Origin of the sequence: Pararobbsia silviterrae (genome assembly GCF_003628125.1) — a bacterium.
Lineage (GTDB): Bacteria > Pseudomonadota > Gammaproteobacteria > Burkholderiales > Burkholderiaceae > Pararobbsia > Pararobbsia silviterrae.
The window spans coordinates 326,334-349,068 of the sequence record NZ_RBZU01000005.1 but is presented as its reverse complement, the minus strand read 5'-3'; the positions used below and the strand labels follow the sequence as shown (position 1 = coordinate 349,068).

The 22,735-nt window shown below is 66.5% G+C and carries 18 protein-coding genes; 10 read left to right on the top strand and 8 right to left on the bottom strand.

The window, feature by feature from the left end; all coding sequences use genetic code 11:
* Positions 1-119 precede the first annotated feature (119 nt).
* A complete protein-coding gene (locus tag D7S86_RS14075; protein WP_121087447.1) occupies positions 120-1,217 on the top strand; it encodes a sensor domain-containing diguanylate cyclase in 1,098 nt (365 codons plus the stop codon).
* 324 nt (positions 1,218-1,541) lie between these two features.
* Here D7S86_RS14075 and D7S86_RS14070 read toward each other — a convergent pair whose 3' ends face one another.
* The 6 genes from D7S86_RS14070 to D7S86_RS14045 form a co-directional block, all read right to left on the bottom strand.
* The gene (locus tag D7S86_RS14070; protein WP_121087445.1) at positions 1,542-2,540 is read right to left on the bottom strand and encodes an NADP-dependent oxidoreductase; all 999 of its coding nucleotides are present in this window, start codon (positions 2,538-2,540) and stop codon (positions 1,542-1,544) included.
* Positions 2,541-2,608: 68 nt separating this feature from the next.
* On the bottom strand, positions 2,609-3,052 hold the full coding sequence (locus tag D7S86_RS14065; protein WP_121087443.1) for a PaaI family thioesterase: 444 nt from the start codon (positions 3,050-3,052) through the stop codon (positions 2,609-2,611).
* A gap of 10 nt (positions 3,053-3,062) precedes the next feature.
* A complete protein-coding gene (locus D7S86_RS14060; protein ID WP_166444126.1) occupies positions 3,063-3,365 on the bottom strand; it encodes a Dabb family protein in 303 nt (100 codons plus the stop codon).
* 113 nt (positions 3,366-3,478) lie between these two features.
* Complete coding sequence (gene pncA, locus D7S86_RS14055; RefSeq protein WP_121087439.1) at positions 3,479-4,117, bottom strand: bifunctional nicotinamidase/pyrazinamidase; 639 nt, start codon at positions 4,115-4,117, stop codon at positions 3,479-3,481.
* Positions 4,118-4,186: 69 nt separating this feature from the next.
* Entirely contained in the window at positions 4,187-6,271 is a 2,085-nt protein-coding gene (locus D7S86_RS14050) for a 3-hydroxyacyl-CoA dehydrogenase NAD-binding domain-containing protein (protein WP_121087437.1), read from the bottom strand.
* Between the two features lie 340 nt (positions 6,272-6,611).
* Positions 6,612-8,282: a 3-(methylthio)propionyl-CoA ligase gene (locus D7S86_RS14045; RefSeq protein ID WP_240648159.1), complete on the bottom strand. Its 1,671-nt coding sequence runs from the start codon at positions 8,280-8,282 to the stop codon at positions 6,612-6,614.
* A 166-nt stretch (positions 8,283-8,448) separates the two neighbouring features.
* On the opposite strand from D7S86_RS14045, the gene D7S86_RS14040 reads away from it, so the two are divergent.
* The 5 genes from D7S86_RS14040 (at position 8,449) to D7S86_RS14020 (ending at position 12,468) form a co-directional block, all read left to right on the top strand.
* Positions 8,449-10,026, top strand: coding sequence for a protein adenylyltransferase SelO (locus tag D7S86_RS14040; protein WP_121087433.1), 1,578 nt, complete (start codon positions 8,449-8,451; stop codon positions 10,024-10,026).
* A gap of 234 nt (positions 10,027-10,260) precedes the next feature.
* A complete protein-coding gene (gene msrB / locus D7S86_RS14035) occupies positions 10,261-10,665 on the top strand; it encodes a peptide-methionine (R)-S-oxide reductase MsrB (protein WP_121087431.1) in 405 nt (134 codons plus the stop codon).
* Between the two features lie 180 nt (positions 10,666-10,845).
* Positions 10,846-11,376, top strand: coding sequence for a septation protein A (locus tag D7S86_RS14030; RefSeq protein WP_121087429.1), 531 nt, complete (start codon positions 10,846-10,848; stop codon positions 11,374-11,376).
* Entirely contained in the window at positions 11,373-11,663 is a 291-nt protein-coding gene (locus tag D7S86_RS14025) for a BolA family protein (protein ID WP_121087427.1), read from the top strand. The genes D7S86_RS14030 and D7S86_RS14025 overlap by 4 nt, the downstream gene beginning before the upstream one ends.
* A 10-nt stretch (positions 11,664-11,673) precedes the next feature.
* Complete coding sequence (locus tag D7S86_RS14020) at positions 11,674-12,468, top strand: peptidylprolyl isomerase (RefSeq protein WP_121087425.1); 795 nt, start codon at positions 11,674-11,676, stop codon at positions 12,466-12,468.
* Here the strand turns inward: D7S86_RS14020 and D7S86_RS29120 are convergent.
* Complete coding sequence (locus D7S86_RS29120) at positions 12,462-12,665, bottom strand: hypothetical protein (protein WP_147432326.1); 204 nt, start codon at positions 12,663-12,665, stop codon at positions 12,462-12,464. The two genes, D7S86_RS14020 and D7S86_RS29120, sit on opposite strands and share 7 nt — an antisense overlap.
* Between D7S86_RS29120 and D7S86_RS14015 the strand changes: the two genes are divergently transcribed.
* Positions 12,664-13,188 carry a nucleoside deaminase gene (locus D7S86_RS14015; protein WP_121087423.1) on the top strand — a complete coding sequence of 175 codons (525 nt, stop codon included), beginning with the start codon at positions 12,664-12,666 and terminating at the stop codon, positions 13,186-13,188. The genes D7S86_RS29120 and D7S86_RS14015 overlap by 2 nt on opposite strands.
* Before the next feature lie 184 nt (positions 13,189-13,372).
* Here the strand turns inward: D7S86_RS14015 and purL are convergent, their stop codons facing one another.
* Positions 13,373-17,416, bottom strand: a complete 4,044-nt coding sequence (gene purL, locus D7S86_RS14010; RefSeq protein ID WP_121087421.1) for a phosphoribosylformylglycinamidine synthase — start codon at positions 17,414-17,416, stop codon at positions 13,373-13,375.
* Between the two features lie 269 nt (positions 17,417-17,685).
* Between purL and D7S86_RS14005 the strand changes: the two genes are divergently transcribed.
* From D7S86_RS14005 to pgi, 3 genes are all read left to right on the top strand, one after another.
* The gene (locus D7S86_RS14005; RefSeq protein WP_121087419.1) at positions 17,686-19,002 is read left to right on the top strand and encodes an FAD-dependent oxidoreductase; all 1,317 of its coding nucleotides are present in this window, start codon (positions 17,686-17,688) and stop codon (positions 19,000-19,002) included.
* Between the two features lie 63 nt (positions 19,003-19,065).
* On the top strand, positions 19,066-20,679 hold the full coding sequence (locus tag D7S86_RS14000) for an NAD(P)H-hydrate dehydratase (RefSeq protein WP_121087417.1): 1,614 nt from the start codon (positions 19,066-19,068) through the stop codon (positions 20,677-20,679).
* 362 nt (positions 20,680-21,041) lie between these two features.
* Complete coding sequence (gene pgi / locus D7S86_RS13995; RefSeq protein ID WP_121087415.1) at positions 21,042-22,670, top strand: glucose-6-phosphate isomerase; 1,629 nt, start codon at positions 21,042-21,044, stop codon at positions 22,668-22,670.
* Positions 22,671-22,735 lie beyond the last annotated feature (65 nt).

Sequence of the window (22,735 nt, the reverse complement as noted above, 5' to 3'; positions counted from 1 at the left end):
ACAGCACGCGTGTGCCGGCCGCGCCAGCCCCAAGCGCAGGCCAGCAACGGGGTCACAGAACATAGATAGCGCCATTCCGCGGGGCATTGCAGCCCCTGCGTCAGGCGAATGCTCGAGCCATGAACGAACCCACGGAATCGGTGTTGGCCGACAGGCTGAGGCTGCTGGTCCAGACGGTCCAGCGCAACGAGACGACGCTCAAACGTTTTCAGCGCATCGAACTCGCACTGATCAGCGCACAAGGGATCGACGCTTACTTCGACACCCTGTTCGGTCGTCTGCCCGTGGACTTCGCCTTGTCATGGGTCGGCCTCTGGCTCGATGAAAACACCAAGCTCGTCAGCGAATTGTTCGGACAGGATGCGTTGCGCGACGTCGCGAATCAGTGCCTGAAACTGGGCAACCGGCGCGACCCGGGCCTCGTCGACGCGCTCGATCGCGGCGAACCGTGGCTCGGCATGCCCGACCACGGCAATCTCGGCGGGACGCTGCTGTCGATGTTCACCCCGGCCAACGTCGAAAGCATGATCGTGCTGCCGCTGCTGCACCAAGACGCGACGCTCGGCTTTCTCTGCCTCGCGAGCGACGACCCCGACCGTTTCGCGCGCGGCATGGCGACCGATCTGCTCGAACGCTTTGCGACGGTCGCCGCGGCCAGTCTCGACAATGTGGGCCATCGCGAACGTCTGAAGCGCATCGGCCTGACCGATCCGCTGACCGATCTCGCGAACCGCCGGTACTTCGACGAACGGCTGCGCGGCGAAGTCATGCGTTCGGCGCGCCATGGCGCGCCGCTCGCGTGCATCTTCTTCGATATCGATCACTTCAAGCACATCAACGATCTGCACGGCCACTCGGCCGGCGATCGCGCGCTGATTGCCGTGGCGCGCGCGGCGCGTCGCCAGATGCGGCTCGCCGACACCCTGTCGCGCTACGGCGGCGAAGAGTTCGCCGGCCTGCTGCTGCATGCGGATCGAACCGGCGCGCTCGCGGCGGCCGAACGCATTCGCAAGGCCGTCCAGGAACTCGACGTCCTCGACGATCAGGGCGGCCGCATGGTCTTGACGGTGTCGGTCGGCATCGCGATGCTGCGCGCCGTCGACGGCGCCAACTCGATGAGCAGCGCGGTCGCGCTCGTCGCGGCCGCCGATCGCGCGATGTATCTCGCGAAACACAATGGCCGCAATCGCGTCGAGATCGTCGATATCGCGCCTTGAGGCGCGTTAGCGGTCAGGTCGCCTTCACGGCCTTCGTGGCCTTCACACCTTCGCGCGGCAATCTCGCCGCGGCGGTCCACGGCGTCCATTCGACAGCCACGCGGCCGCACGGCGACACGTAACGGCTTCCAAGGCACGGCCCCGCGACCGCAACGCGCGCGCGTGACGACTTCCGAACCACACCCACTCCGCCTCAACGCCCGCGCGTGACGACCTCCGAACCACGACCCCGCGACCTCAACGCCCGCGCGTGTCGACTTCCGAGCCAAGACCGCGGGCCCGCACACGCCGCTCCTGCCAACGCCCCGGCCTTGCGCGCGGCCCTCAGATCAGCTTGACGAGCTGCTTGCCGAAGTTGCGTCCCTTGAGCAGGCCGATAAACGCCTCGGGCGCACGTTCGATCCCTTGGGCGATCGACTCGCGATATTTGAGCGTCTTCTGCGCGACCTGCGTGCCGAGATCCTTGAGCGCCTCGGGCCACACTTCCATGTGTTCGCTGACGATGAACCCTTCGAGCTTGAGCCGCGAAACGAGCAGCAACTGCGGCTGCTTGATCGGCACGGGTTCGCCGTCATACCCGGCGATCATCCCGCACAACGCGATCCGGCCGAATGCATTCATGCGCGCGAGCACGGCATCGAGCACCGCGCCGCCGACGTTCTCGAAGTAGCCGTCGATGCCTTTGGGCGCCGCGGCCTTGAGATCGTCGCGCAGATTGTTCTGCTTGTAGTCGATGCACGCATCGAAGCCGAGTTCGTCGACGACGTAGCGGCATTTCTCCTCGCCGCCCGCGATGCCGATCACGCGGCAGCCCTGCGCTTTCGCAAGCTGCCCGACCGCGCCGCCGACGGCGCCTGCGGCCGAACTCACGGCGACCGTATCGCCGGCCTTCGGCACGATGATGCGGTTCAGGCCGTACCATGCCGTCACGCCCGGCATGCCGACCGCGCCGAGGTAGGCCGAAAGCGGCACGTGCGTCGTGTCGACCTTCTTGAGCGCGGTGCCGTCCGACGTTCCGTACTCCTGCCAGCCGAACATGCCGACGACCTTGTCGCCGACGGCGAAGCGCGGATGCTTCGTTTCGACGACCTCGCCGACCGTGCCGCCGATCATGACTTCATCGAGCGGCTGCGGCTGCGCATACGACTTGCTCTCGCTCATGCGCCCGCGCATATACGGGTCGAGCGACAGATAGTGATTGCGCACGCGGACCTGTCCGTCGGCGAGCGGCGCAAGCGGCGTCTCGACAAGTCTGAAGTGGCGCGGCTCGACTTCCCCTTCGGGGCGCGCGGCGAGCACGATCTGGCGATTGATCTCGGTCATCGGTGTCTCCCTGTCCTTGCTTGAAGAAAGGTGTGTTGTTGTTCTGTACCCGCGGCGCGCGTCGTCGATCAGGGCGCGTCTCCGCCGGGTTCGGCCTGCTCGACGATCGTGCGGCCGACCGCGAGCTTGCGCAGATATTTGAAGGTGCCGAGCGCCTTCGCGACGAACGCGCCCGACGCATCGCGGACCTCGCCCTCGCAGAACGCCATCGTGCTCGACTGATGCATGACGCGCCCGTGCGCGCGCAATTCGCCGCGTCCGGGCTGCATGAAGCTCGTATTGAGCTCGACGGTCACGACGCCCGACGGCTCGCCCGCGCTGCGCGCCGCGAGCGACAGCGCGACATCGAGCAGCGTCATCGTCAGGCCGCCGTGCGCGACGCCCCAGGTATTCGTATGCATCGGCTCGAGCGACAGCATGACTTCGCTGACGCCGTTGTCGGCGCGCACGAGCTTGAGTCCGAGCGCGTCGATAAAGGGACTACGGACCGGAAATTCCACGAACTGTGTCATCGGCGCTTACTCAGATCACGTAGTCGACGCATTGGCGCGACTCGCGCACCTTGCCGATAAACGCCTTGGCCTTCTCGTGTTCGGGATGCACTTGATAGGCGTCGAGCGCGGTCTGATCGTCGAACGTCGACACGAGCACGACGTCGTAGGTCGATTCCTCGCCGGGCGCCGCGAGGCCGACTTCGAACTCGCGCGTCCCCGGTGCGACGTCGCGACAGTTCTCGAGCAACTCGCGCATCTTCTTTGCGTTCTGCGCGCGCGTGCCGCCCTCTGCCTCGTCTTTAAGCTTCCACATCACGATATGCCGAATCAATCTGTCACCCTCTCCATGCATTGGATCGACGTTGCCGGCCTCGGCCGGCAACCCACGGCGCGAACGCGAGGTCCGCGCGCGACCGCTAGCCTATCAAACTCCGCGCGACGCCCTCATGCGAGCGCATGCCCGAGCACTTCATCGACAAGCAATCGCTCGACGCCGAGATCGGTCAACTGAAGCCATGCGGCTTCGAGCGATCCGTCGAGATCGATCGGCCGGCTCGCATCCTCGATCACGAATGCTTCGAACCCGCACGCGCGCGCATCCAGCGCGGTCCAGGCCACGCAGTAATCGGTCGCGAGACCGCAGCAATAGACGCGCTTGACACCCGTCTCGCGCAAATAGCCGGTCAGACCGGTCGGCGTCGTCCGATCCGCCTCGACGAATGCCGAATAGCTGTCGACGTTCGCATGATGGCCCTTGCGGATGACGAGTCGCGCATGCGCGATATCGAGCGCCTCGTGCAGTTGCGCGCCCTGCGTGCCCTGCACGCAATGCGCGGGCCACAGCACCTGCTCGCCGTACGGCATATGCGCGCGCGAGAAAGGCTGGCCGCCCGGATGATTGACGGCAAACGACGCATGGTTCGCCGGGTGCCAGTCCTGCGTGAGCACGACATGCGAAAAATGGGCGGCAAGCCGGTTGATCGGCGCAATCACTTCATCGCCGTACGGCACGGCCAGCGCGCCGCCCGGCATGAAGTCGTACTGCACGTCGACGACCAGCAACACATCGCTCGACGGTCGCATCGGCACTCCTTGGATCGGTGGAAAACGGGTCGGATCTTCGCGCCGCGCAGTCGACCCGGATCGTTCCGATCAACCGTTGAACCGGCGCCCCTGCGCCGCGAGTTCAGTCAGCAGCGTCGCGGGCTTCGACCAGAAGGTGTCGCCCGTAGCCGCAGCATACCGCTCCATGGCCTGTTTGACATGACCGAGCCCGACCATGTCGGCATAGAGCATCGGGCCGCCGCGGAACAGCGGAAAGCCATAACCCGTCAGATAGACCATGTCGATATCGGAGGCCTTCGACGCGATGCCTTCCTCGAGAATCTTCGCGCCTTCGTTGACGAGCGCGAACACGAGGCGCTCGACGATCTCCGCATCCGCGAGCGTGCGCCGCGCTTTGCCGGTCTCGGCCGAGTACGCGACGATCATGTCGTCGACGCGCTTGGACGGATGCGCGGTGCGGTCGCCCGCCTGGTAGTCGTACCAGCCGCCGCCGGTCTTCTGCCCGAAACGGCCGTCCTCGCACAGACGATCCGCGATCTTCGAGTAGACGAGACTCGGGTTCTCGATCGAACGGCGCTTGCGGATCGCCCAGCCGATGTCGTTGCCCGCGAGATCGCTCATGCGGAACGGGCCCATCGCGAAGCCGAACTGCTCGATCGCCTTGTCGATCTGCTCGGGCAAACCGCCCTCTTCAAGCATTTCGAGCGCCTGGCGCACGTACTGCTCGACCATCCGATTGCCGATAAAGCCGTCGCAGACGCCCGACACGACGGCCGTCTTGCGAATCTTCTTCGCGAGCACCATGACCGTGGCCAGCACGTCCTTCGCCGTCTTCTCGCCGCGCACGACTTCAAGCAGCTTCATGACGTTCGCCGGGCTGAAGAAATGCATGCCGACGACGTCTTCGGGCCGCTTCGTGAACGCCGCGATCTTGTCGACGTCGAGCGTCGATGTGTTCGACGCGAGAATCGCGCCGGCCTTCGCGATCGCATCGATCTTCTCGAACACCTGCTTCTTGACCGACAGTTCCTCGAACACGGCTTCGATGATCAGATCGGCCGATTTGAGATCGTCGAACGACAGCGACGAGCGAATCAGCGCCATGCGCGATTCGAGTTGCTCCGCCGTGAGCTTGCCGCTCTTGACGTTGCGTTCGTAGTTCTTGCGGATCGTTGCGAGACCGCGATCGAGCGCGTCCTGCTTCGTCTCGACGAGGACGACGGGCAGGCCCGCGTTGATGAAATTCATCGTGATGCCGCCGCCCATCGTGCCCGCGCCGATGACGCCGACCTCGCGAATCGGGCGTGCCGGCGTATTCGACGGCACGTCGGGGATCTTCGATGCCGCGCGCTCGCCGAAGAACGCATGCCGCAACGCACGGCTTTCCGGCGATTCGAGCAGTTCCGCGAAGCATTCGCGCTCACGCACGAGACCCGCGTCGAAACCATGCTGCTGCCCATGTTCGACGGATTCGATGCACTTGCCCGGCGCCGGAAAATGCTTGGCCGCCTGCGCGATCTGCTCACGTGCTTGCGCGAAGACGGCATGCGCGTCGCCCGCGGCGATCTCTCGCTCGCGCACGCGCGGCAGCGCACCGCGCGCGGCGGCCTGGCGCGCGAACGCGACGGCGCCCGCGATGAAATCGCCTTCGACGATCTCATCGAACAATTGGCCGCCCGCGAGCTTCGACGCCGCGACCGGCTCGCCGCCGACGATCATCTTGAGCGCGATCCCGAGGCCGATCGCGCGCGGCAGGCGTTGCGTGCCGCCGGCGCCCGGCAAGAGACCGATCTTGACTTCGGGCAGCGCGACCTGCGCGTCGGGCGTCGCGACACGATAGTGCGCCCCGAGCGCGAGTTCGAGGCCGCCGCCCATCGCGAGCTTGTTCACCGCCGCGACGACCGGCTTCGTGCTCGATTCGACCGCCGCGATGACGGTATGGAGATTCGGTTCCGCGATCGCGGCCGGCGTATTGAACTCGGTGATGTCGGCGCCGCCCGAGAACACCGAACCGCCGCCGGTCAGCACGATCGCGACGACCTGCGCGTCGTCCTGCGCGCGGCGCACCGCCTCGACGATGCCGCTGCGCGTCGCATGATTGAGGCCGTTGACCGGCGGGTTTTCGAACGTGACAAGCGCAACGCCATCCTGGACTGCATACGACACGGCCATCTGTCTTCCTCCATGCCCCTTAGGCACAAGATCCCGCCCGGCGGCGGGTGAATTCGCATTCGATGATGGACCGCGGATCTCCGCCCGCTTGGCCGCCTCCCTGAACGCCTTATTGAACGGGGCCAAGCATAACCAGAAAAGCACGATCGTTCAATTGCCATTTTCCCCCGGGGTGTTCGTATGGCATCGACCGGTCACCCGGCGCATGCTCGCCTGGCGACCACGCGCCGCCGCGCGGCGTCCGAGTCGGCCTTGCCGGCGATATCGGCGCGCCGCGGCTCAGAGGCCGGCCCCGCCTAACGCCGCCTCGCTGCGGCGCTCGATCGCACCGCCCGCGCGATCACTGCGCCGCACCCGCGTGCTGGACCAGGTAGTCGGCGAACCGTTCGCGCAGCTTGAGTTTGAGGATCTTGCCGGTCGCCGTATGCGGAATCTCGTCGATAAAGACGACCTCGTCGGGAATCCACCATTTCGCGACCTTGCCCTCGTAGAAGCGCAGCAATTCGTCGCGCGTGACGGTCGCGCCGGCCCGCCGCACGACGACCAGCAGCGGACGTTCGGCCCATTTGACATGATGGGCCGCGATGCAGGCCGCCTCGGCGACGTCGGGGTGCGCGATCGCGATGTTCTCGACATCGATCGAGCTGATCCATTCGCCGCCCGACTTGATGACGTCCTTGCTGCGATCGGTGATCTGCATATAGCCGTCGGGATCGATCGTCGCGACGTCCCCGGTCGGAAACCAGCCGTCGCGCAACGCCGATGCATCGTGGTTCATGTATTGCGAGCAGACCCAGTAGCCGCGCACATAGAGGTCGCCGAACGCCTGGCCGTCCCAGGGCAATTCGCGGCCGTCGCCGTCGACGATCTTCATATCGATGCCGAAGATCGTATGGCCCTGCTTGCGCAAGGTCGCGCGCTGTTCGTCGGGCGAGCGCGCGGCAATGCTTGCATTGAGCTTGCAGACCGTCGCGAGCGGCGACGTCTCCGACATGCCCCAGGCATGGATCGCCTGCACGCCGTACTGCTGCTCGAAGGTATCCTGCATCGCGGGCGGCAGCGCCGAACCGCCGACGAGCGTGCGCTGGAGCGTCGAGAAGCGCAGGCCCGAGCGCTCCATATGCATGAGCAGCGCGAGCCAGACCGTCGGCACGCCTGCGGTAAACGTCACGCGCTCGCCTTCGATGAGTTCGTAGATCGACGCACCGTCGAGCGCGCGTCCGGGCAGCACGAGCTTGGCCCCGACCATCGCGCCCGAGTACGGAATGCCCCACGCGTTGACGTGGAACATCGGCACCACGGGCAGGATCACATCGCGCGACGAGAAACCGAGTCCGTCGGGCGTCGCGCTGCCCATCGCGTGCAGCACGTTGGAGCGATGCGAATAGAGCACGCCCTTCGGATGTCCGGTCGTGCCCGACGTATAGCAGAGCCCGCAAGCCGAACGCTCGTCGAGTTCGGGCCATGCATAGTCGCCGTCTTCGGCGTCGAGCAGGTCCTCGTAGCAGAGCGTCGGCGTTTTCATCGGGGGCACGAACGCACGCTCGGACATCGCCACCCAGTGCCGCACCGACGGACACTGCGGCGCGAGTGTGTCGACGAGTTCCGCGAACGTGACGTCGAACAGCACGACGACGTCCTGTGCATCGTTGACGATAAAGGTCAACTGCTCGCAAAACAGGCGCGGGTTGATCGTATGCACGACGGCGCCGCTGCCCGAGACGCCGTAATACGCCTCGAGATGGCGATACGTATTCCACGCGAGCGTGCCCACGCGATCGCCGGTCCGCACGCCGAGCCGCGCGAGCGCCTGCGCGAGCCGGCGCGCGCGATGCTCGCAATCGCGCCACGTGTAGCGATGAATCGCGTTGTCTTCGACGCGGCGCGTCACGATCTCGGCATCGCCCGAATGCCGCGCCGTATGTTTGAGGATTTCGGAGACCAACAGCGGCAGATCCATCATCCGGCCCGCGAGCGGGTTCAGGGTCTGCGGGCGGTCCATCGAGGGCATCGTTGTCATCGTTGTGGTCTCGGTCAGATCCGCGCAGCCGGCGACCCGGCTCCGCGGCGGTCCGGTTCTCCGGACCTGGGGCCCGCGCGGCGTCGGCACGCGCGGGACAAGCGACTTACAATAGCCAGTCCGTTGTCGCCGCTTGAATACTCGTTTTCCCGAAGCCATGTCCGCTCAGTCCGCCGCTCCGTCCTCCTCCGGTTTCGATCTCGGCCATGATGCGCGCAAGACCGCGCACGCCGAAACCGCCGTTTCACCGTCGCTCGACTGGGCGCCTCACGCCGCGCACGGATTCGCGAGTCTCGGCACGGCGTTCTCTACGCGGCTGCCCGCGACGCCCTTGCCCGCGCCCTACCTCGTGGGCTTTTCGCGCGAGGCCGCGGCGCTGATCGGCCTCGGCGCCGATGCGGCCGACCGGCCCGACTTCGTCGAGACGATGACGGGCAATCGCACGCGCGACCTTGCGCCTGAGGCGTTGCCGCTCGCGTCGGTCTACTCGGGTCATCAGTTCGGCGTCTGGGCCGGACAGCTCGGCGACGGCCGCGCGCTGCTGCTCGGCGAGCGCACCGGCCCCGACGGCATCCAGGAAATCCAGCTCAAGGGCGCGGGGCTCACGCCGTATTCGCGCATGGGCGACGGACGCGCGGTGCTCCGCTCGTCGATCCGCGAATTCCTCTGCTCGGAAGCCATGCACCATCTCGGGATCCCGACGACGCGCGCGCTCTGCGTGACGGGATCGGATGCGCCCGTGCGGCGCGAGACGATCGAAACCGCGGCGGTCGTCACGCGCCTGGCGCCGAGCTTCATCCGGTTCGGCCATTTCGAACACTGGTTCGCGGACGACCGGCCCGATCGCATTCGCGCGCTCGCCGATCACGTGATCGATCGTCACTACCCCGCGTGCCGCGACACGGCCCAGCCCTATCTCGCGATGCTCGGCGAAGTCGTCGAACGCACGGCGCGCATGATCGCGCACTGGCAATCGGTCGGCTTTTGCCACGGCGTCATGAACACGGACAATATGTCGATCCTCGGCCTCACGATCGACTATGGCCCCTACGGCTTCATCGACGGCTTCGACGCCAACCACGTCTGCAATCACAGCGATGCGCAAGGGCGTTACGCGTATCAGGCGCAACCGCAGGTCGCCTACTGGAATCTGTTCTGCCTGGCTCAGGCCATGCTGCCGTTGTTCGGCGAAGGCCAGCACGCCGTCGAGGCGGCCCAGCAGGTGCTCGAAACGTACCGGACCCACTTTCCGCGCGCGCTCGACGCGCTGCTGCGCGCCAAGCTCGGTCTGCACGCCGTACGCGACGACGACAACACGCTCGTCAACGATCTGTTCAAGGTCATGCACGAGAATCGCGCGGATTTCACGCTGACATTCCGCCATCTGTCGCGCGTATCGCGTGACGATGCAAGTCAGGATGCGTCCGTGCGCGATCTGTTCATCGATCGCGCAGCGATCGATCGCTGGCTCGACGCCTACCGGCTGCGCCTGCGACTCGAAACGCAGGACGATGCGGCGCGCGCGGCCGCGATGGATCGCGTGAACCCCAAGTTCGTGCTGCGCAATCATCTCGCCGAAACGGCGATTCGCCACGCGCGCGAAAAGGACTTCAGCGAAGTCGCGCGGCTGCTCGATGTGCTTCGGCATCCGTTCGACGAACAACCGCAGTACGAAGCCTATGCGGCACTGCCACCGTCGTGGGCGAGCACGCTCGAAGTGAGTTGCTCGTCGTGAGGCGTGAGGCGCGCGGTCCTGCCATGGTCGCATTGCGCACGCGTGGTGCTCGGGTCCCTGGCTGTCTTGTTATTTCGACGCGCAGCCCGCACATAGGCACGACGTGCGCCGCACACGCGATAGACAGACAGCCGATCGACGCCCATGCGCCGCACGCCATCAAGCATCCGATGAAGCACACCGTCAACCGCGCGACGCACGACGCGCGGCCATGCCCCTAACGAGAGACCCATCATGAGCCAGACACCGATCAAGACCGACGCCGACTACAAGCGCGACCTGTCGGACATCGAATACCAGGTCACGCGTCACGCGGCGACCGAGCGCGCGTTCACGGGCCGCTATTGGGATCACTGGGAAAACGGGGTCTACAAATGCGTGTGCTGTGGCGCGGCGCTGTTCGAATCGAATCATAAATTCGATGCGGGCTGCGGCTGGCCGAGCTTCGATCGTCCGCTGAACGGCGAGCTCATCGACGAGCATCGCGACGTGTCGCACGGCATGGTCCGCGTCGAAGTCCGCTGCAAAGTCTGCGACGCGCATCTCGGCCATGTGTTCCCCGACGGCCCGACCGATACGGGCGACCGCTATTGCATCAATTCGGCTGCGCTACAATTCGAGCCCGGCAGCCAGAAATAAGATCGTCGCGCACAGCCCCGAGGCCGGCGCGTGACGATCGCGCCGGCGTGGGACGGATCCGCGCCGGCGTCCCGATTGCGGGACCCGCGACCTGCGTGTCGTCCGGTCCCGGCTCGGCGCGCAGGACATCGCGCGTCGGACCGATCCCCCGGACGTCTGGCCGCCGTTACCGGACACTGCATGAAACTTCTATTCGATTTCTTCCCGATCATCCTGTTCTTCGTCGCGTACAAGCTGACGAACATCTACACCGCCACGGCCATCGCGATCGTCGCTTCGCTCGCGCTCATCGGCTGGGTCGCGTTCCGGCACCGCAAGGTCGATCCGCTCCAGTGGGTCAGTCTGATCGTGATCGTCGTGCTCGGCGGCGCAACGCTCGTGCTGCACGACGACGTCTTCATCAAATGGAAACCGACCGTCGCGTACTGGCTGTTCGCGATCGCGCTCGGCGTTTCGCGATTCGGCTTCGGCAAGGACCTGCTCAAGACGACGATGGGCAAGGAACTCGTGCTGCCCGAACCCGTCTGGACGCAACTGACGATCGCATGGGTCGCGTTCTTCGCGCTGCTCGGCGTCGTCAATCTCGTGATCCTTTATCACTTCTCGACGGACGTCTGGGTCAATTTCAAGTTGTTCGGCGGCATCGGGTGTATGGTCGTGTTCATCATTGCGCAGAGCTTCTGGCTCGCGCGCTATCTGAAGGAAGAATGACCATGCCCGCGATCTCAGCCGACGTCATCGAAGCGCGCCTGAAGGCCGCGCTGACCCCGTTGCACATCGAAGTCGAGGACGACGGCGCGCGTCACGCGGGCCATGCGGGCGCGGCCTCGGGCGGTCACTTCAATGTCACGATCGTGACAGGCGCGTTCGCCGGCAAGACCCGCGTGGCGCGACATCGCCTCGTGTATGATGCGCTGGCCGATGCGATGCGCAACGGGATTCATGCGCTCGCGATCGCTGCATACACCCCCGAAGAATTCAACAATCTGCCTCGTTAGGAATCACGTCATGAGCTTCAAGAATGTCCGGCTGTGGATCGGCACGGCCGCTGTCGTCATCGCCGCGGGTGCTGCCACGTCCGCGTTCGCGCAAAACATCGCCGTCGTCAACGGCAAAGCCATTCCGAAGGAACGTGTCGACGCGCTCGTCGCCGAACTCGTGCGTCAAGGCCAGACGGATTCGCCCCAACTGCAGGCCGCCGTGCGCGAAGAGCTCGTCAATCGTGAAGTGATGATGCAGGAAGCCGAGAAGCGCGGCATTCCGAACGACCCGAGCGTCAAGGCCCAGATGGCGCTCGCCTCGCAAAGCGTCGCGATCCGCGCGCTGATTCAGGACTTCGTCAAGAACAACGCGCCGACCGACGCTGAACTCAAGGCCAAGTACGACGAAGCGATCAAGCAAGTGCAAGGCAAGGAATACCATCTGCACCATATCCTCGTCGACAACGAACAGCAGGCGAAGGACATCATCGCGAAGCTCAAGGCCGGCGGCAGCTTCGAAGACCTCGCGAAGCAATACTCGAAGGACACGGGTTCGGCCGAGCATGGCGGCGATCTCGACTGGGCGAATCTGCAGAGCTACGTGCCGGAATTCGGCGACGCCGCGCAGAAGCTCCAGAAAGGCCAGATCACCGACACGCCCGTGCACTCGCAATTCGGTTGGCACGTGATCCGACTCGACGACGTGCGTGACGTCAAGGTTCCGTCGTTCGACGAAGTCAAGACGCAGCTCGCCCAGCAAGTGCAACAGGAACGGTTGCAGCAGTGGGAACAAAGCCTGCGCGCGAAGGCCAAGATTCAGTAAAGCGCACCGGATGGCCCGGCGATGTCCGGGCAACCGAAGAAAGGCAGCGGCCATCCGGCGCGCTGCTTTTTTTTCGCCAGCGCGATGCGTCGGATCGCGGCCCTCTGATGACCACCATATGCGCCGCTCGCGCGCAGTGCGCGCAAAGCGTTGGACAATGGCGCTTTTCCGACTTCGATCTCGCGAAGGCTCATCATGACCGCTTCCCCCGCTCACGCGCGCCCCACGCCGGCCGGCCCCGATCCGACGCATGAACAGATGATCCGGCACCTGCGGCGCACCGGCGAGATCGCCGAACGCGCGGTGCGCTTCGGCCACCATCCGTTCGGCGCGATCCTCGTCGCGCCCGACCATGAAACCGTGCTCATCGAACAAGGCAATGTCGACACGGTCAATCACGCCGAATCGGTGCTCGCGCGCGCGGCCGCGGCGAGTTTCTCGGAAGCCTTTCTTTGGGAATGCACGCTCTACACGAACGTGGAGCCGTGCTGCATGTGTTCGGGCACGCTCTATTGGGCGAATATCGGCCGGCTCGTCTATGGCGCCGACGAGAAGGATCTGCTCGCGGCGACCGGCGATCACGACGAGAACCCGACGATGTCGCTGCCGTGCCGGACCGTCTTCGATCACAGCCAGAAGGCGATCAAGGTCTTCGGCCCGTTCCCCGAACTGCGCGACGAGATCGCGCGGATGCAGGACGCGTTCTGGGGCGATCGTTAAGCGCCGTGCGAGGGGCGACACGCGTCATGCGATAACCCGGTGTCGGCCCCCGTGATCCGGCGCCTCTACTTCACGGTCAGCGCCGAAGGCCCGGCGCCACGTATCGAACCCGCATGCGCCGGCCTTCATGACCGGCACATGCGCTCAGCCGCGCTTAACCGTGCTCAGCCGTACCTAGGCGTACTTAGCCGACCCACTTCCGCGCGTTGCGATAGATGCGCATCCACGGGCTGTCGCCGTTCCAGTCGGCCGGATGCCAGCTCATCTGCGCGGTCCGGAACACGCGCTCGGGGTGCGGCATCAGCGCCGTGAAGCGGCCGTCGGGCGTCGTCACGCCCGTGAGGCCCTTGGCCGAGCCGTTCGGATTGAACGGATAACGCTCGGTGATCGCGCCGCGATTGTCGACATACCGCAGCGCGGCCGCGACGTGCGCCGCATCGCCTTGCGCCGAGAAGTTCGCATACCCTTCGCCGTGCGAGACGACGACCGGGATCTCCGAACCGGCCATGCCGTCGAAGAAAATCGACGGCGACTTCTCGACGACGACCATCGACACGCGCGCCTCGAACTGCTCGGACTGATTGCGCGTGAACTTCGGCCACGCCTCGGCACCCGGAATCATCGACGCGAGATTGCTCATCATCTGGCAGCCGTTGCAGACGCCGAGCGCGAACGTATCGGGCCGCGCGAAGAACGCGGCGAACATGTCCGCGAGCACGGCGTTGAAACGGATCGTCTTCGCCCAGCCCTCGCCCGCGCCGAGCACGTCGCCGTACGAGAACCCGCCGCACGCGACAAAGCCCGCGAACTCCGAGAGATTCGCGCGGCCGTTGAGCAGATCGCTCATATGGACGTCGCGCGCCTCGAAGCCCGCGCGATCGAACGCATAGGCCTTCTCGATATGCGAATTGACGCCCTGCTCGCGCAGGATCGCGACCTTCGGCCGCTTGCCCGTCGCGATGAACGGCGCCGCGATATCGGCCGTCATGTCGAACGAGAGCTTCGGCGTCATGCCCGGATCCGCCGCGTCGACGAGCGACTCGAACTCGCTGTCCGCGCAGGCCGGGTTGTCGCGCAGGCGCGCGATGCGCCACGAGACTTCGGACCACGCCTGCTGAAGCTCGACGCGCGTGGCCGAGTAGATCTTCTTCGCATCGCGATAGATCTCGATGTCGTCGGCCTCGTTCGGCTTGCCGATCACATGGCTGCAGGTGCTGAGGCCATGTTCGCGGAGCACGCCGAGCACGGCGTCGCGATCGGCCGCGCGAACCTGGATCACCGCGCCGAGTTCTTCATTGAACAGCGCGCGGATCGTGCGGTCGTCGCGGCGGCCCGAGGTCTGCTTGGCCCAGTCTTTCGCGTCGCCGTAGTCGGACTCGTGCGTCGCGTCGAGCGTCAGCATATCGACGTTCAGCGAGACGCCGACACGCCCCGCGAACGCCATTTCCGCCACGGTCGCGAACAGGCCGCCGTCCGAGCGATCGTGATAGGCAAGCAGCTTGCCGTCGCGATTGAGCGACTGGATCGCGTTGAAGAAGCGTTTGAGATCTTCGGGATCGTCGACGTCGGGCGTCGTGTCGCCGACTTGCTGCGTCACGTGCGCGAGGATGCTGCCGCCGAGCCGATGCTTGCCGCGGCCGAGGTCGATCGCGATCAGGACCGTGTCGAGCTCGCGGCTCAATTGCGGCGTCAGGTGGCGGCGCACGTCGGCGACCGGCGCGAACGCCGAGATGATCAGCGACACCGGCGAGACGACTTCCTTCGCCACGCCCTCGTCGTTCCACTTCGTGCGCATCGACAACGAATCCTTGCCGACCGGGATGCTGATCCCGAGCGCCGGACACAATTCGAGGCCCACGGCCTTGACGGTGTCGAACAGCGCGGCGTCTTCGCCGGGGCTCCCGCAGGCGGCCATCCAGTTCGCCGACAGCTTGAGCTTGTCGAGCGACGCGATCGGCGCCGACGCGATATTCGTGATCGCCTCGCCGACGGCCATGCGGCCCGACGCGGGCGCATCGATGACCGCGAGCGGCGTGCGCTCGGCGATCGTCATCGCTTCGCCGCGATAGCCGCTGAAGTCGAGCGACGTGATCGCGCAGTCGGCCACCGGCACCTGCCACGGCCCGACCATCTGATCGCGCACCGACAGCCCGCCGACCGCGCGATCGCCGATGGTGATCAGGAACGACTTGCTCGCGACCGTCGGATGGCGAAGCACGGCAAGCGCCGTATCGTGCAGCGAGAGGCCCGTGACATCGACCGGCCCGAAATTCGGCCGGATGCGCTTGACGTCGCGGTGCATGCGCGGAGTCTTGCCGAGCAGCACGTCCATCGGCATATCGACGGGATCGTTGCCGTCGGGGCTCACCAGCTTGAGCTGCTGCGCGTCGGTCGCGACGCCGACGACCGCGACCGGGCATCGCTCGCGCGCGCAGATCGCCTCGAACGTGGCCAGACTGTCGGGCGCGATCGCAAGCACATAGCGTTCTTGCGCTTCATTACTCCAGATTTCACGCGGCGCCAGACCCGATTCCTCGAGCGGCACGCGCGTGAGCTCGAAACGCGCGCCCTTGCCGGCGCCGTCGACGAGTTCGGGGAACGCGTTCGAGAGCCCGCCCGCGCCGACGTCGTGGATGCTCAGAATCGGGTTGGCCGCGCCCATCTGCCAGCAGACGTTGATGACTTCCTGCGCGCGACGCTCGATCTCGGGGTTGCCGCGCTGCACGGAGTCGAAATCGAGCTCGGCCGTGTTCGCGCCGGTCGCCATCGAACTCGCGGCGCCGCCGCCCATGCCGATGCGCATGCCCGGGCCGCCGATCTGGATCAGCAGCGTGCCGTCCGGCAGATCGTTCTTATGCGTGAGGCCCTCGGCGATATTGCCGATGCCGCCCGCGATCATGATCGGCTTGTGATACCCGCGCACGGTGCCCGCGACGTTCTGTTCGTAGACACGGAAATACCCGCCGAGATTGGGCCGGCCGAATTCGTTGTTGAACGCGGCGCCACCGAGCGGCCCGTCGATCATGATCGACAAGGGCGACGCGATGCGGTCCGGGCGTCCGTAGGGCTTGGCCGCGGCCTGCGCGCTCGGGTTGCGCTGCGCGAGCGGGATCGACGCGTCGAACGCCGATTCCCATGCGTTGTTGAGCTCCGACAGCGCGAGGTTCGACACCGAGAAGCCGACGAGCCCCGCCTTCGGTTTCGCGCCGCGGCCCGTCGCGCCTTCGTCGCGGATTTCGCCGCCCGCGCCCGTCGAGGCGCCGGGGAACGGCGAGATCGCGGTCGGGTGATTATGCGTCTCGACCTTCATCAGCGTGTGCAGCACGCCGTCGGCGCGCGCATACGCGCGGCCATGCTCGGCCGCGCCGGCCGGATACCAATGCTCGGCCGGCCCGCCTTCCATGACGGCCGCGTTGTCCGAGTAAGCGACGATCGTGCCCTGCGGGTGCTGCTCGTGCGTGTACTTGATCATGCCGAACAGCGACGTCGATTGCGGCTCGCCGTCGATCGTCCATTGGGCATTGAAGATCTTGTGGCGGCAGTGTTCGCTGTTCGCTTGCGCGAACATCATGAGTTCGACGTCGGTCGGATTGCGCCGCAGTTGCGTGAACGCGTCGACGAGATAGTCGATTTCATCGTCGGCGAGTGCGAGGCCCAGTTCGACGTTGGCCTGTTCGAGCGCCGCGCGGCCCTTGCCCACGACGTCGACCGTTTCCATCGGCCGGCCCGGCAGCGCATCGAACAGATGCGCGGCTTCGTCGCGGCTCGCGATGACCGACTCGGTCATGCGGTCGTGGAGCGCCGCGGCGAGCACCGCGCGCGTTTCGGCCGGCACGGCCTTGGTCTTGCCGATCAGCTTGCCGAGGCCGGCCTTCAGCGTGATCGTGTATTCGACGCCGCGCTCGATGCGGCGCACGTTCGACAGCCCGCTGTTGTGCGCGATATCGCTGGCCTTGCTCGCCCACGGCGAGATCGTCCCGAGACGCGGCACGACGAGAAACGACTCGCCGCCCTTCAGATGCGGCACGAACGGCGTGCCGTACGACAGCAAGGCATTCAGGCGGTCGCGCTCGGCGTCCGAAATCGGCGTCGCGCTGCTCACGAAGTGCACATAGCGGCCCTCGACGTCCGCGACTTCGGGATCGAGGGCTTGCAGCGTCGCCAACAGGCGGGTCTTGCGGAATTCGGAGAGGGCGGATGCGCCGGCGAAGTACGAGAAGTGAGCCATGGGGTGCGAGCTGGGTCGATGCGGCTGAAAAGACGGGCGCCCTGTCGCAGCGCGGCGAAGCGCCGTGCGCGGCAGTCTGAAGAGACCGCGATTATACCGTGTGATATGTAACAGGGTGACCCCGGCCTGCGCGCGCGGGTGCGGCGCGCGTTTGCGCAACGCTTCCGGCAAAGCGGCTTCCGCGCTATGATTGCGCGCTTTGCTGCGGTGTCCCGACGCCCGGCCGGGTCATCGAACGCACTGCCGAATTCCGGCTTCCCAGACTCTCCATGGACGTAATCGTTATCGGCGGCGGCTTGACCGGCGTCACCACTGCCTATCAGCTGCGCGCCGCGGGGCACCGCGTCTGCGTGATCGAGCGGCACGCGACGGTTGCGCAGGAGGCGAGCTTCGGCCAGGGCGGCCTCGTGCTGCCGACCCCGCTCGACGTCTGGTTCGGTCCGGGACTCGGCTTCGGCATGCGCCAGATGCTGTTCGGCTCGCGCAACGGGATGATCTATCAGCCGGGCCTCAGCGCGAGCGCGCGCGGTTTCGTGCGCCAGCTCAACCTCGCGCGCGATCCCGAACGATTCGCGATGCAATGCGGCCGGCTGCGCCCGCTCGTCGACCTCTCGCGGCGCACGCTCGCCGAAATGGAAGCCCGCCACGCGATGGACTTCGAGCAACGCGACGGCGTGCTGCATCTGTTCCGCACGCCGCGCGAGCTCAAGCAGGCCGCACCGGCGCTCGCGCTGCTCGCGCAGTTCGACTATCCGCACCAGATCCTCGACGGCGAGACGTGCCGCACGATCGAACCGTCGGTGCCGCCCGGAGAGGCGCTGGCGGGCGGCGTGTTCTTCCCGTACGAACGCAGCGCGAATTGCCCGCTGTTCGCCAAACAGATCAAGACGCTGCTCGACGAACACGACGTCGAGTTCGCGCTCGGCCGCTCGGCCGAGTCGATCCGCGTCGAGGCCGGCCGCGTCGTCGTCGAACTCGCGTCGCGGACCGATGAGACGTCGGGCGCGCGCGGCGGCGTCGAGTCGATTGCGGGCGATGCGCTCGTGCTCGCGGCCGGCGCGAATACGCAGACCTTGCTCGGCCAGGTCGGCATCCGCGTGCCGCTGTATCCGGCGCGCGTGCACGCGTTGACCGCGCCGATCGGCTACGAAGAGCACGCGCCGCACGTCACCGTCGTCGATTACGAAAGCCGCGTGACGATTTCGCGCCTGCACAACCGCATGCGCTTCGCGAGCGCACCGCTGCTCCAGGGCCGCGGCAAGACCGCGCGTCCGACGCCGCCGAAGCTGCGCCGGCGCGCGATCGATACGCTCGGTCAAGCCGGCCACACCTGGGTGCCCGGCGCGGCCAAGCTGTCGGCCATGCGCGAGTGGGACGGCATCGCGCTGATGTCGCCCGACGGCCTGCCTATCACGGGTGCGACCACGCACCCGCGGTTGTTCGTCAATGCGGGACACGGCCCGGCCGGCTGGGGACTCGCGTGCGGCACGGCGAAGATCGTCGCCGACCTCGTCAGCGGACGCGCGTCCGACGTCGATTCCGACAGCCTCGCCGCGCTGTCGCCCACGCGCTTCCAGCACGGCTGAGCTCGCGCGGATCTTGCGCGGCGCGGCCGATACAATGCGCGCACGCCCTTCGATCCGCCGACCATGACCGATCTCTACGTTTCGACGCGCGATCGCGCGCTGCCGCTCTACACCGTCGAGGCGCTGCGCGCGGCCGAACGCGATGCGCTCGCGCAGCTGCCGCCGCACACGTTGATGGCGCGCGCGGGCGCCGCCGCCGCGCAGTTCCTCGCGCAGCGGCTGGCCGCCGTCGATGCACGGCATCGCAGCGTCTGGTTCGCCGCGGGACCGGGCAACAACGGCGGCGATGCCCTGATCGCGGCCGCCGAACTCAAGCGGCAAGGCTTTGCGGTCGGTGTCGCGCTGCCTGTCGAATCGAAACCCGACGATGCGCGCTGGGCGCTCGCAAGCGCGCGCGCGGCCGGCGTGCGTATCGACACGGCGCTGCCCGCCTCGCTCGACGAATGCGCGTGGCTCGTCGACGGCGTGCTCGGCATCGGTGTCGAGCGCGCGTTTCCGGGTGACGACGCCTCGCCGTTCAACGCGCTCGCGCACCGGCTCGAGTCGGCGCGTACACGCGGTCTGCCGATCCTTGCGCTCGATGTCCCGAGCGGACTCGACAGCGATACGGGGCAGGCCGTCGGCGGCGGCACGCCCGTCATCGCGACGCACACGCTGACGTTCATCGCCGCGAAGCCCGGACTCTTCACGGGCCGCGGACGCGACTACGCGGGCGAGGTCAGCGTCGCGCCGATCGGCCTCGACGCATGGCGGCGCACACCCGCCCCCGGTCCGGATCGCGCCCCCGATGCCGACGCGGATTTCGCCGCGCCCGGCACCTTCCTGAATGCGCCCGAGCGCTTCGCGCCGCATCTGCCGCGGCGCCATGCGAGCGCACACAAGGGCACGTTCGGCACGCTCGCGGTCGTCGGCGGCGCGAGCGGCATGATGGGGGCGCCGATTCTCGCCGCGCGCGCGGCGCTCTATGCGGGATCCGGCAAGATTCACGTCGCGTTTCTGGGGCCGGACTTCCCGCCTTACGACCCGCCCCACCCCGAGCTCATGCTCGGCGAATTCGATGCGCTCGCGCTCGAACGCATGAGCGCGATTGCGATCGGCTGCGGCATGGGATCCGGCGACCTTGCGCATCGCGCACTGCTGCGCGTGCTTGCGCTCGATATCGCGAAGGTCGTCGACGCCGACGCGCTCAACGGCATCGCGCAGCACGCCGACGCCGCGACGCGGCTTCGCGAACACGCGACGCACGCGGTCCTCACGCCGCATCCGCTCGAAGCCGCCCGGCTGCTCGGGACCGACGTCGCGAACATCGAACGCGACCGGGTACGGTCGGCCCGCACGCTCGCGACGCGGTTCGGCACGACGGTCGTCCTCAAGGGCTCGGGCACGGTCATCGCGTCGGGCGACGCGCGCCGCGTCGCGATCAATCCGACCGGCAACGCGGGCCTGGCGACGGGCGGCTCGGGCGATACGCTCGGCGGCATGATCGGCGCGCTGCTCGCGCAACGCATGCCGGCGTTCGAAGCCGCCTGCGCGGGCGTGTTCCTTCACGGACGCGCGGCCGATGCCTTGACCGAGGAAGGCCAAGGCCCCGCGGGCCTCACGGCCGGCGAACTCGCACCCGCCTTCCGCCGGCTGTTCAATACGATGCTCGCGGCGCCGGTGCGCGATCCCGGCTAAGCGCCCGCATCTGCCGCGCCGGTATTCGACACGACTGGCCACAGCGCACCGTCGTGCCCGGCACATTTGCGCGACATCCGTTAACGTGGCGGACGTGGCCGATGCGCGTCGTCCCGGGCTCCCGCTATTCGGGTCGGATTCGCTGGAGGCTGTCATCCACCCTCGCTATACTCCATGACTTATCGCCCGCTTCACTCCGGACTGTCCGCATGGATGCACCGGTCGGCGCCGCCAGGACCGCGCTTCGTCGCGCGGTGCGCGGATCGCGCTCCGACCCCGGAAATGCCTGTCGTTGCCCAAGCGGTGATGCGCACGGCCGGCATGAAGCCTTCCTTCGTTGTGTCTTGTCTGACTGAGCTGCCATGACTCTGAAATCACTGCCCGCCTGGACCGCGCTCGAAGCGCACTATCAACAGATCCGCGACAAGCATCTTCGTGAGTGGTTCGCAGAAGACAAGCAAGGCGGCGCCTCGCGCGCCGAACGCTTCACGATCTCGGGCGCGGGGCTCGGTTTCGATTTCTCGAAGCACCGGATCGACGACACGACGCTGTCGCTGCTCGTCGATCTCGCGCGCGCGACCGGCGTCGAAGCGCGTCGCGATGCGATGTTCGCCGGCGATATCGTGAACCCGACCGAACATCGCGCGGTCCTCCATACCGCGCTGCGCTCGCACGACGTGAACGCGCCGTTCGCGAAGGAGATCCAGGCCGAGCGCGCGAAGATGGCCGTGTTCGCGGACAAGGTCCGCAGCGGCGCGTGGACCGGCCACACGGGCAAGCCGATCCGCCATATCGTCAATATCGGCATCGGCGGCTCGGATCTCGGCCCGAAGATGGTCGTGCACGCCCTCCATCAGTTCGCCGACCCGAAGATCAAGACCTATTTCGTCTCGAACGTCGACGGCGCCGATCTGCAACGCGTGCTCGAACAGATCGATCCCGAAACGACGCTCGCGGTCATCGTCTCGAAGACGTTCACGACGCAGGAAACCCTGACCAACGCGATCTCGCTGCGCGACTGGTTCACGAAAAACGGCGTCAAACAGGCCGATCTCGCCAAGCATTTCGTGGGCGTCTCGTCGAACGTCGCCGAAGTCGTCAAGTTCGGTATCGCCGAAGACAACATCTTCCAGATGTGGGACTGGGTCGGCGGCCGCTATTCGCTGTGGTCGGCCGTCGGTCTGTCGATCATGCTCGCGGTCGGGCCGAACCATTTCGACCATCTGCTCGCGGGCGCCGAGCGCATGGACCAGCATTTCCGCGAAGCGCCGCTCGAACGCAATCTGCCCGTCATCATGGGCCTGCTCGGCGTCTGGTATCGCGACTTCTTCGGCTCGCAAAGCCAGCTCGTCGCTCCGTACTCGGAATCGTTACATTTCCTGCCCTCGTATCTCCAGCAGCTCGAGATGGAAAGCAACGGCAAATCGGCCCAGTTGAACGGCGATACCGTCGACTATCCGACGGCGGCCGTGATCTGGGGCGAGCCCGGCACGAACGGTCAGCACGCGTTCTTCCAGATGATCCATCAAGGACCGACGCTGATCCCGATCGACTTCATCGCATTGCTGACGGCCGAGCATCCGCTGCCGCACCATCACGATCGCCTGCTCGCGAATTGCTTCGCGCAGAGCGAAGCGCTGATGCTCGGCCGCACGTTCGAGGAAGCGCAGAAGATCGCGGGTCCCGACAAGCCCGAACTCGTGCCGCACATCGTGTTCCCGGGCAATCGTCCGAGCACGACGATCCTGCTCGACGAACTCAATCCGCAGGCGCTTGGCGCGCTGATCGCGCTTTACGAGCACAAGGTGCTCGTGCAAGGCTCGATCTGGAACGTCAACTCGTTCGATCAATGGGGCGTCGAACTCGGCAAGATTCTCGGCAAGGTCGTCGAGGCCGACCTGATCGCCGACGCGCCCGTCGATCCGGCCAAGCATGATTCGTCGACGACCGCGCTGATCGCACGGGCGCGCGCGAAAGCGGGCCGCAAGTAAGACGTCCTTGGGCCGCTTCAAGCGGCCCTAAACGACTGGGCGACTGGGCGACTGAGCGGCTTGGC

What these genes read in the sequence shown, in the direction of transcription:
- D7S86_RS14075 (WP_121087447.1), top strand. Translation starts at nt 120, where the DNA reads ATGAACGAACCCACGGAATCGGTGTTGGCCGACAGGCTGAGGCTGCTG.
- D7S86_RS14070 (WP_121087445.1), bottom strand. Translation starts at nt 2,540, where the DNA reads ATGACCGAGATCAATCGCCAGATCGTGCTCGCCGCGCGCCCCGAAGGG.
- D7S86_RS14065 (WP_121087443.1), bottom strand. Translation starts at nt 3,052, where the DNA reads ATGACACAGTTCGTGGAATTTCCGGTCCGTAGTCCCTTTATCGACGCG.
- pncA (WP_121087439.1), bottom strand. Translation starts at nt 4,117, where the DNA reads ATGCGACCGTCGAGCGATGTGTTGCTGGTCGTCGACGTGCAGTACGAC.
- D7S86_RS14050 (WP_121087437.1), bottom strand. Translation starts at nt 6,271, where the DNA reads ATGGCCGTGTCGTATGCAGTCCAGGATGGCGTTGCGCTTGTCACGTTC.
- D7S86_RS14045 (WP_240648159.1), bottom strand. Translation starts at nt 8,282, where the DNA reads ATGCCCTCGATGGACCGCCCGCAGACCCTGAACCCGCTCGCGGGCCGG.
- D7S86_RS14040 (WP_121087433.1), top strand. Translation starts at nt 8,449, where the DNA reads ATGTCCGCTCAGTCCGCCGCTCCGTCCTCCTCCGGTTTCGATCTCGGC.
- msrB (WP_121087431.1), top strand. Translation starts at nt 10,261, where the DNA reads ATGAGCCAGACACCGATCAAGACCGACGCCGACTACAAGCGCGACCTG.
- D7S86_RS14030 (WP_121087429.1), top strand. Translation starts at nt 10,846, where the DNA reads ATGAAACTTCTATTCGATTTCTTCCCGATCATCCTGTTCTTCGTCGCG.
- D7S86_RS14025 (WP_121087427.1), top strand. Translation starts at nt 11,373, where the DNA reads ATGACCATGCCCGCGATCTCAGCCGACGTCATCGAAGCGCGCCTGAAG.
- D7S86_RS14020 (WP_121087425.1), top strand. Translation starts at nt 11,674, where the DNA reads ATGAGCTTCAAGAATGTCCGGCTGTGGATCGGCACGGCCGCTGTCGTC.
- D7S86_RS14015 (WP_121087423.1), top strand. Translation starts at nt 12,664, where the DNA reads ATGACCGCTTCCCCCGCTCACGCGCGCCCCACGCCGGCCGGCCCCGAT.
- D7S86_RS29120 (WP_147432326.1), bottom strand. Translation starts at nt 12,665, where the DNA reads ATGATGAGCCTTCGCGAGATCGAAGTCGGAAAAGCGCCATTGTCCAAC.
- purL (WP_121087421.1), bottom strand. Translation starts at nt 17,416, where the DNA reads ATGGCTCACTTCTCGTACTTCGCCGGCGCATCCGCCCTCTCCGAATTC.
- D7S86_RS14005 (WP_121087419.1), top strand. Translation starts at nt 17,686, where the DNA reads ATGGACGTAATCGTTATCGGCGGCGGCTTGACCGGCGTCACCACTGCC.
- D7S86_RS14000 (WP_121087417.1), top strand. Translation starts at nt 19,066, where the DNA reads ATGACCGATCTCTACGTTTCGACGCGCGATCGCGCGCTGCCGCTCTAC.
- pgi (WP_121087415.1), top strand. Translation starts at nt 21,042, where the DNA reads ATGACTCTGAAATCACTGCCCGCCTGGACCGCGCTCGAAGCGCACTAT.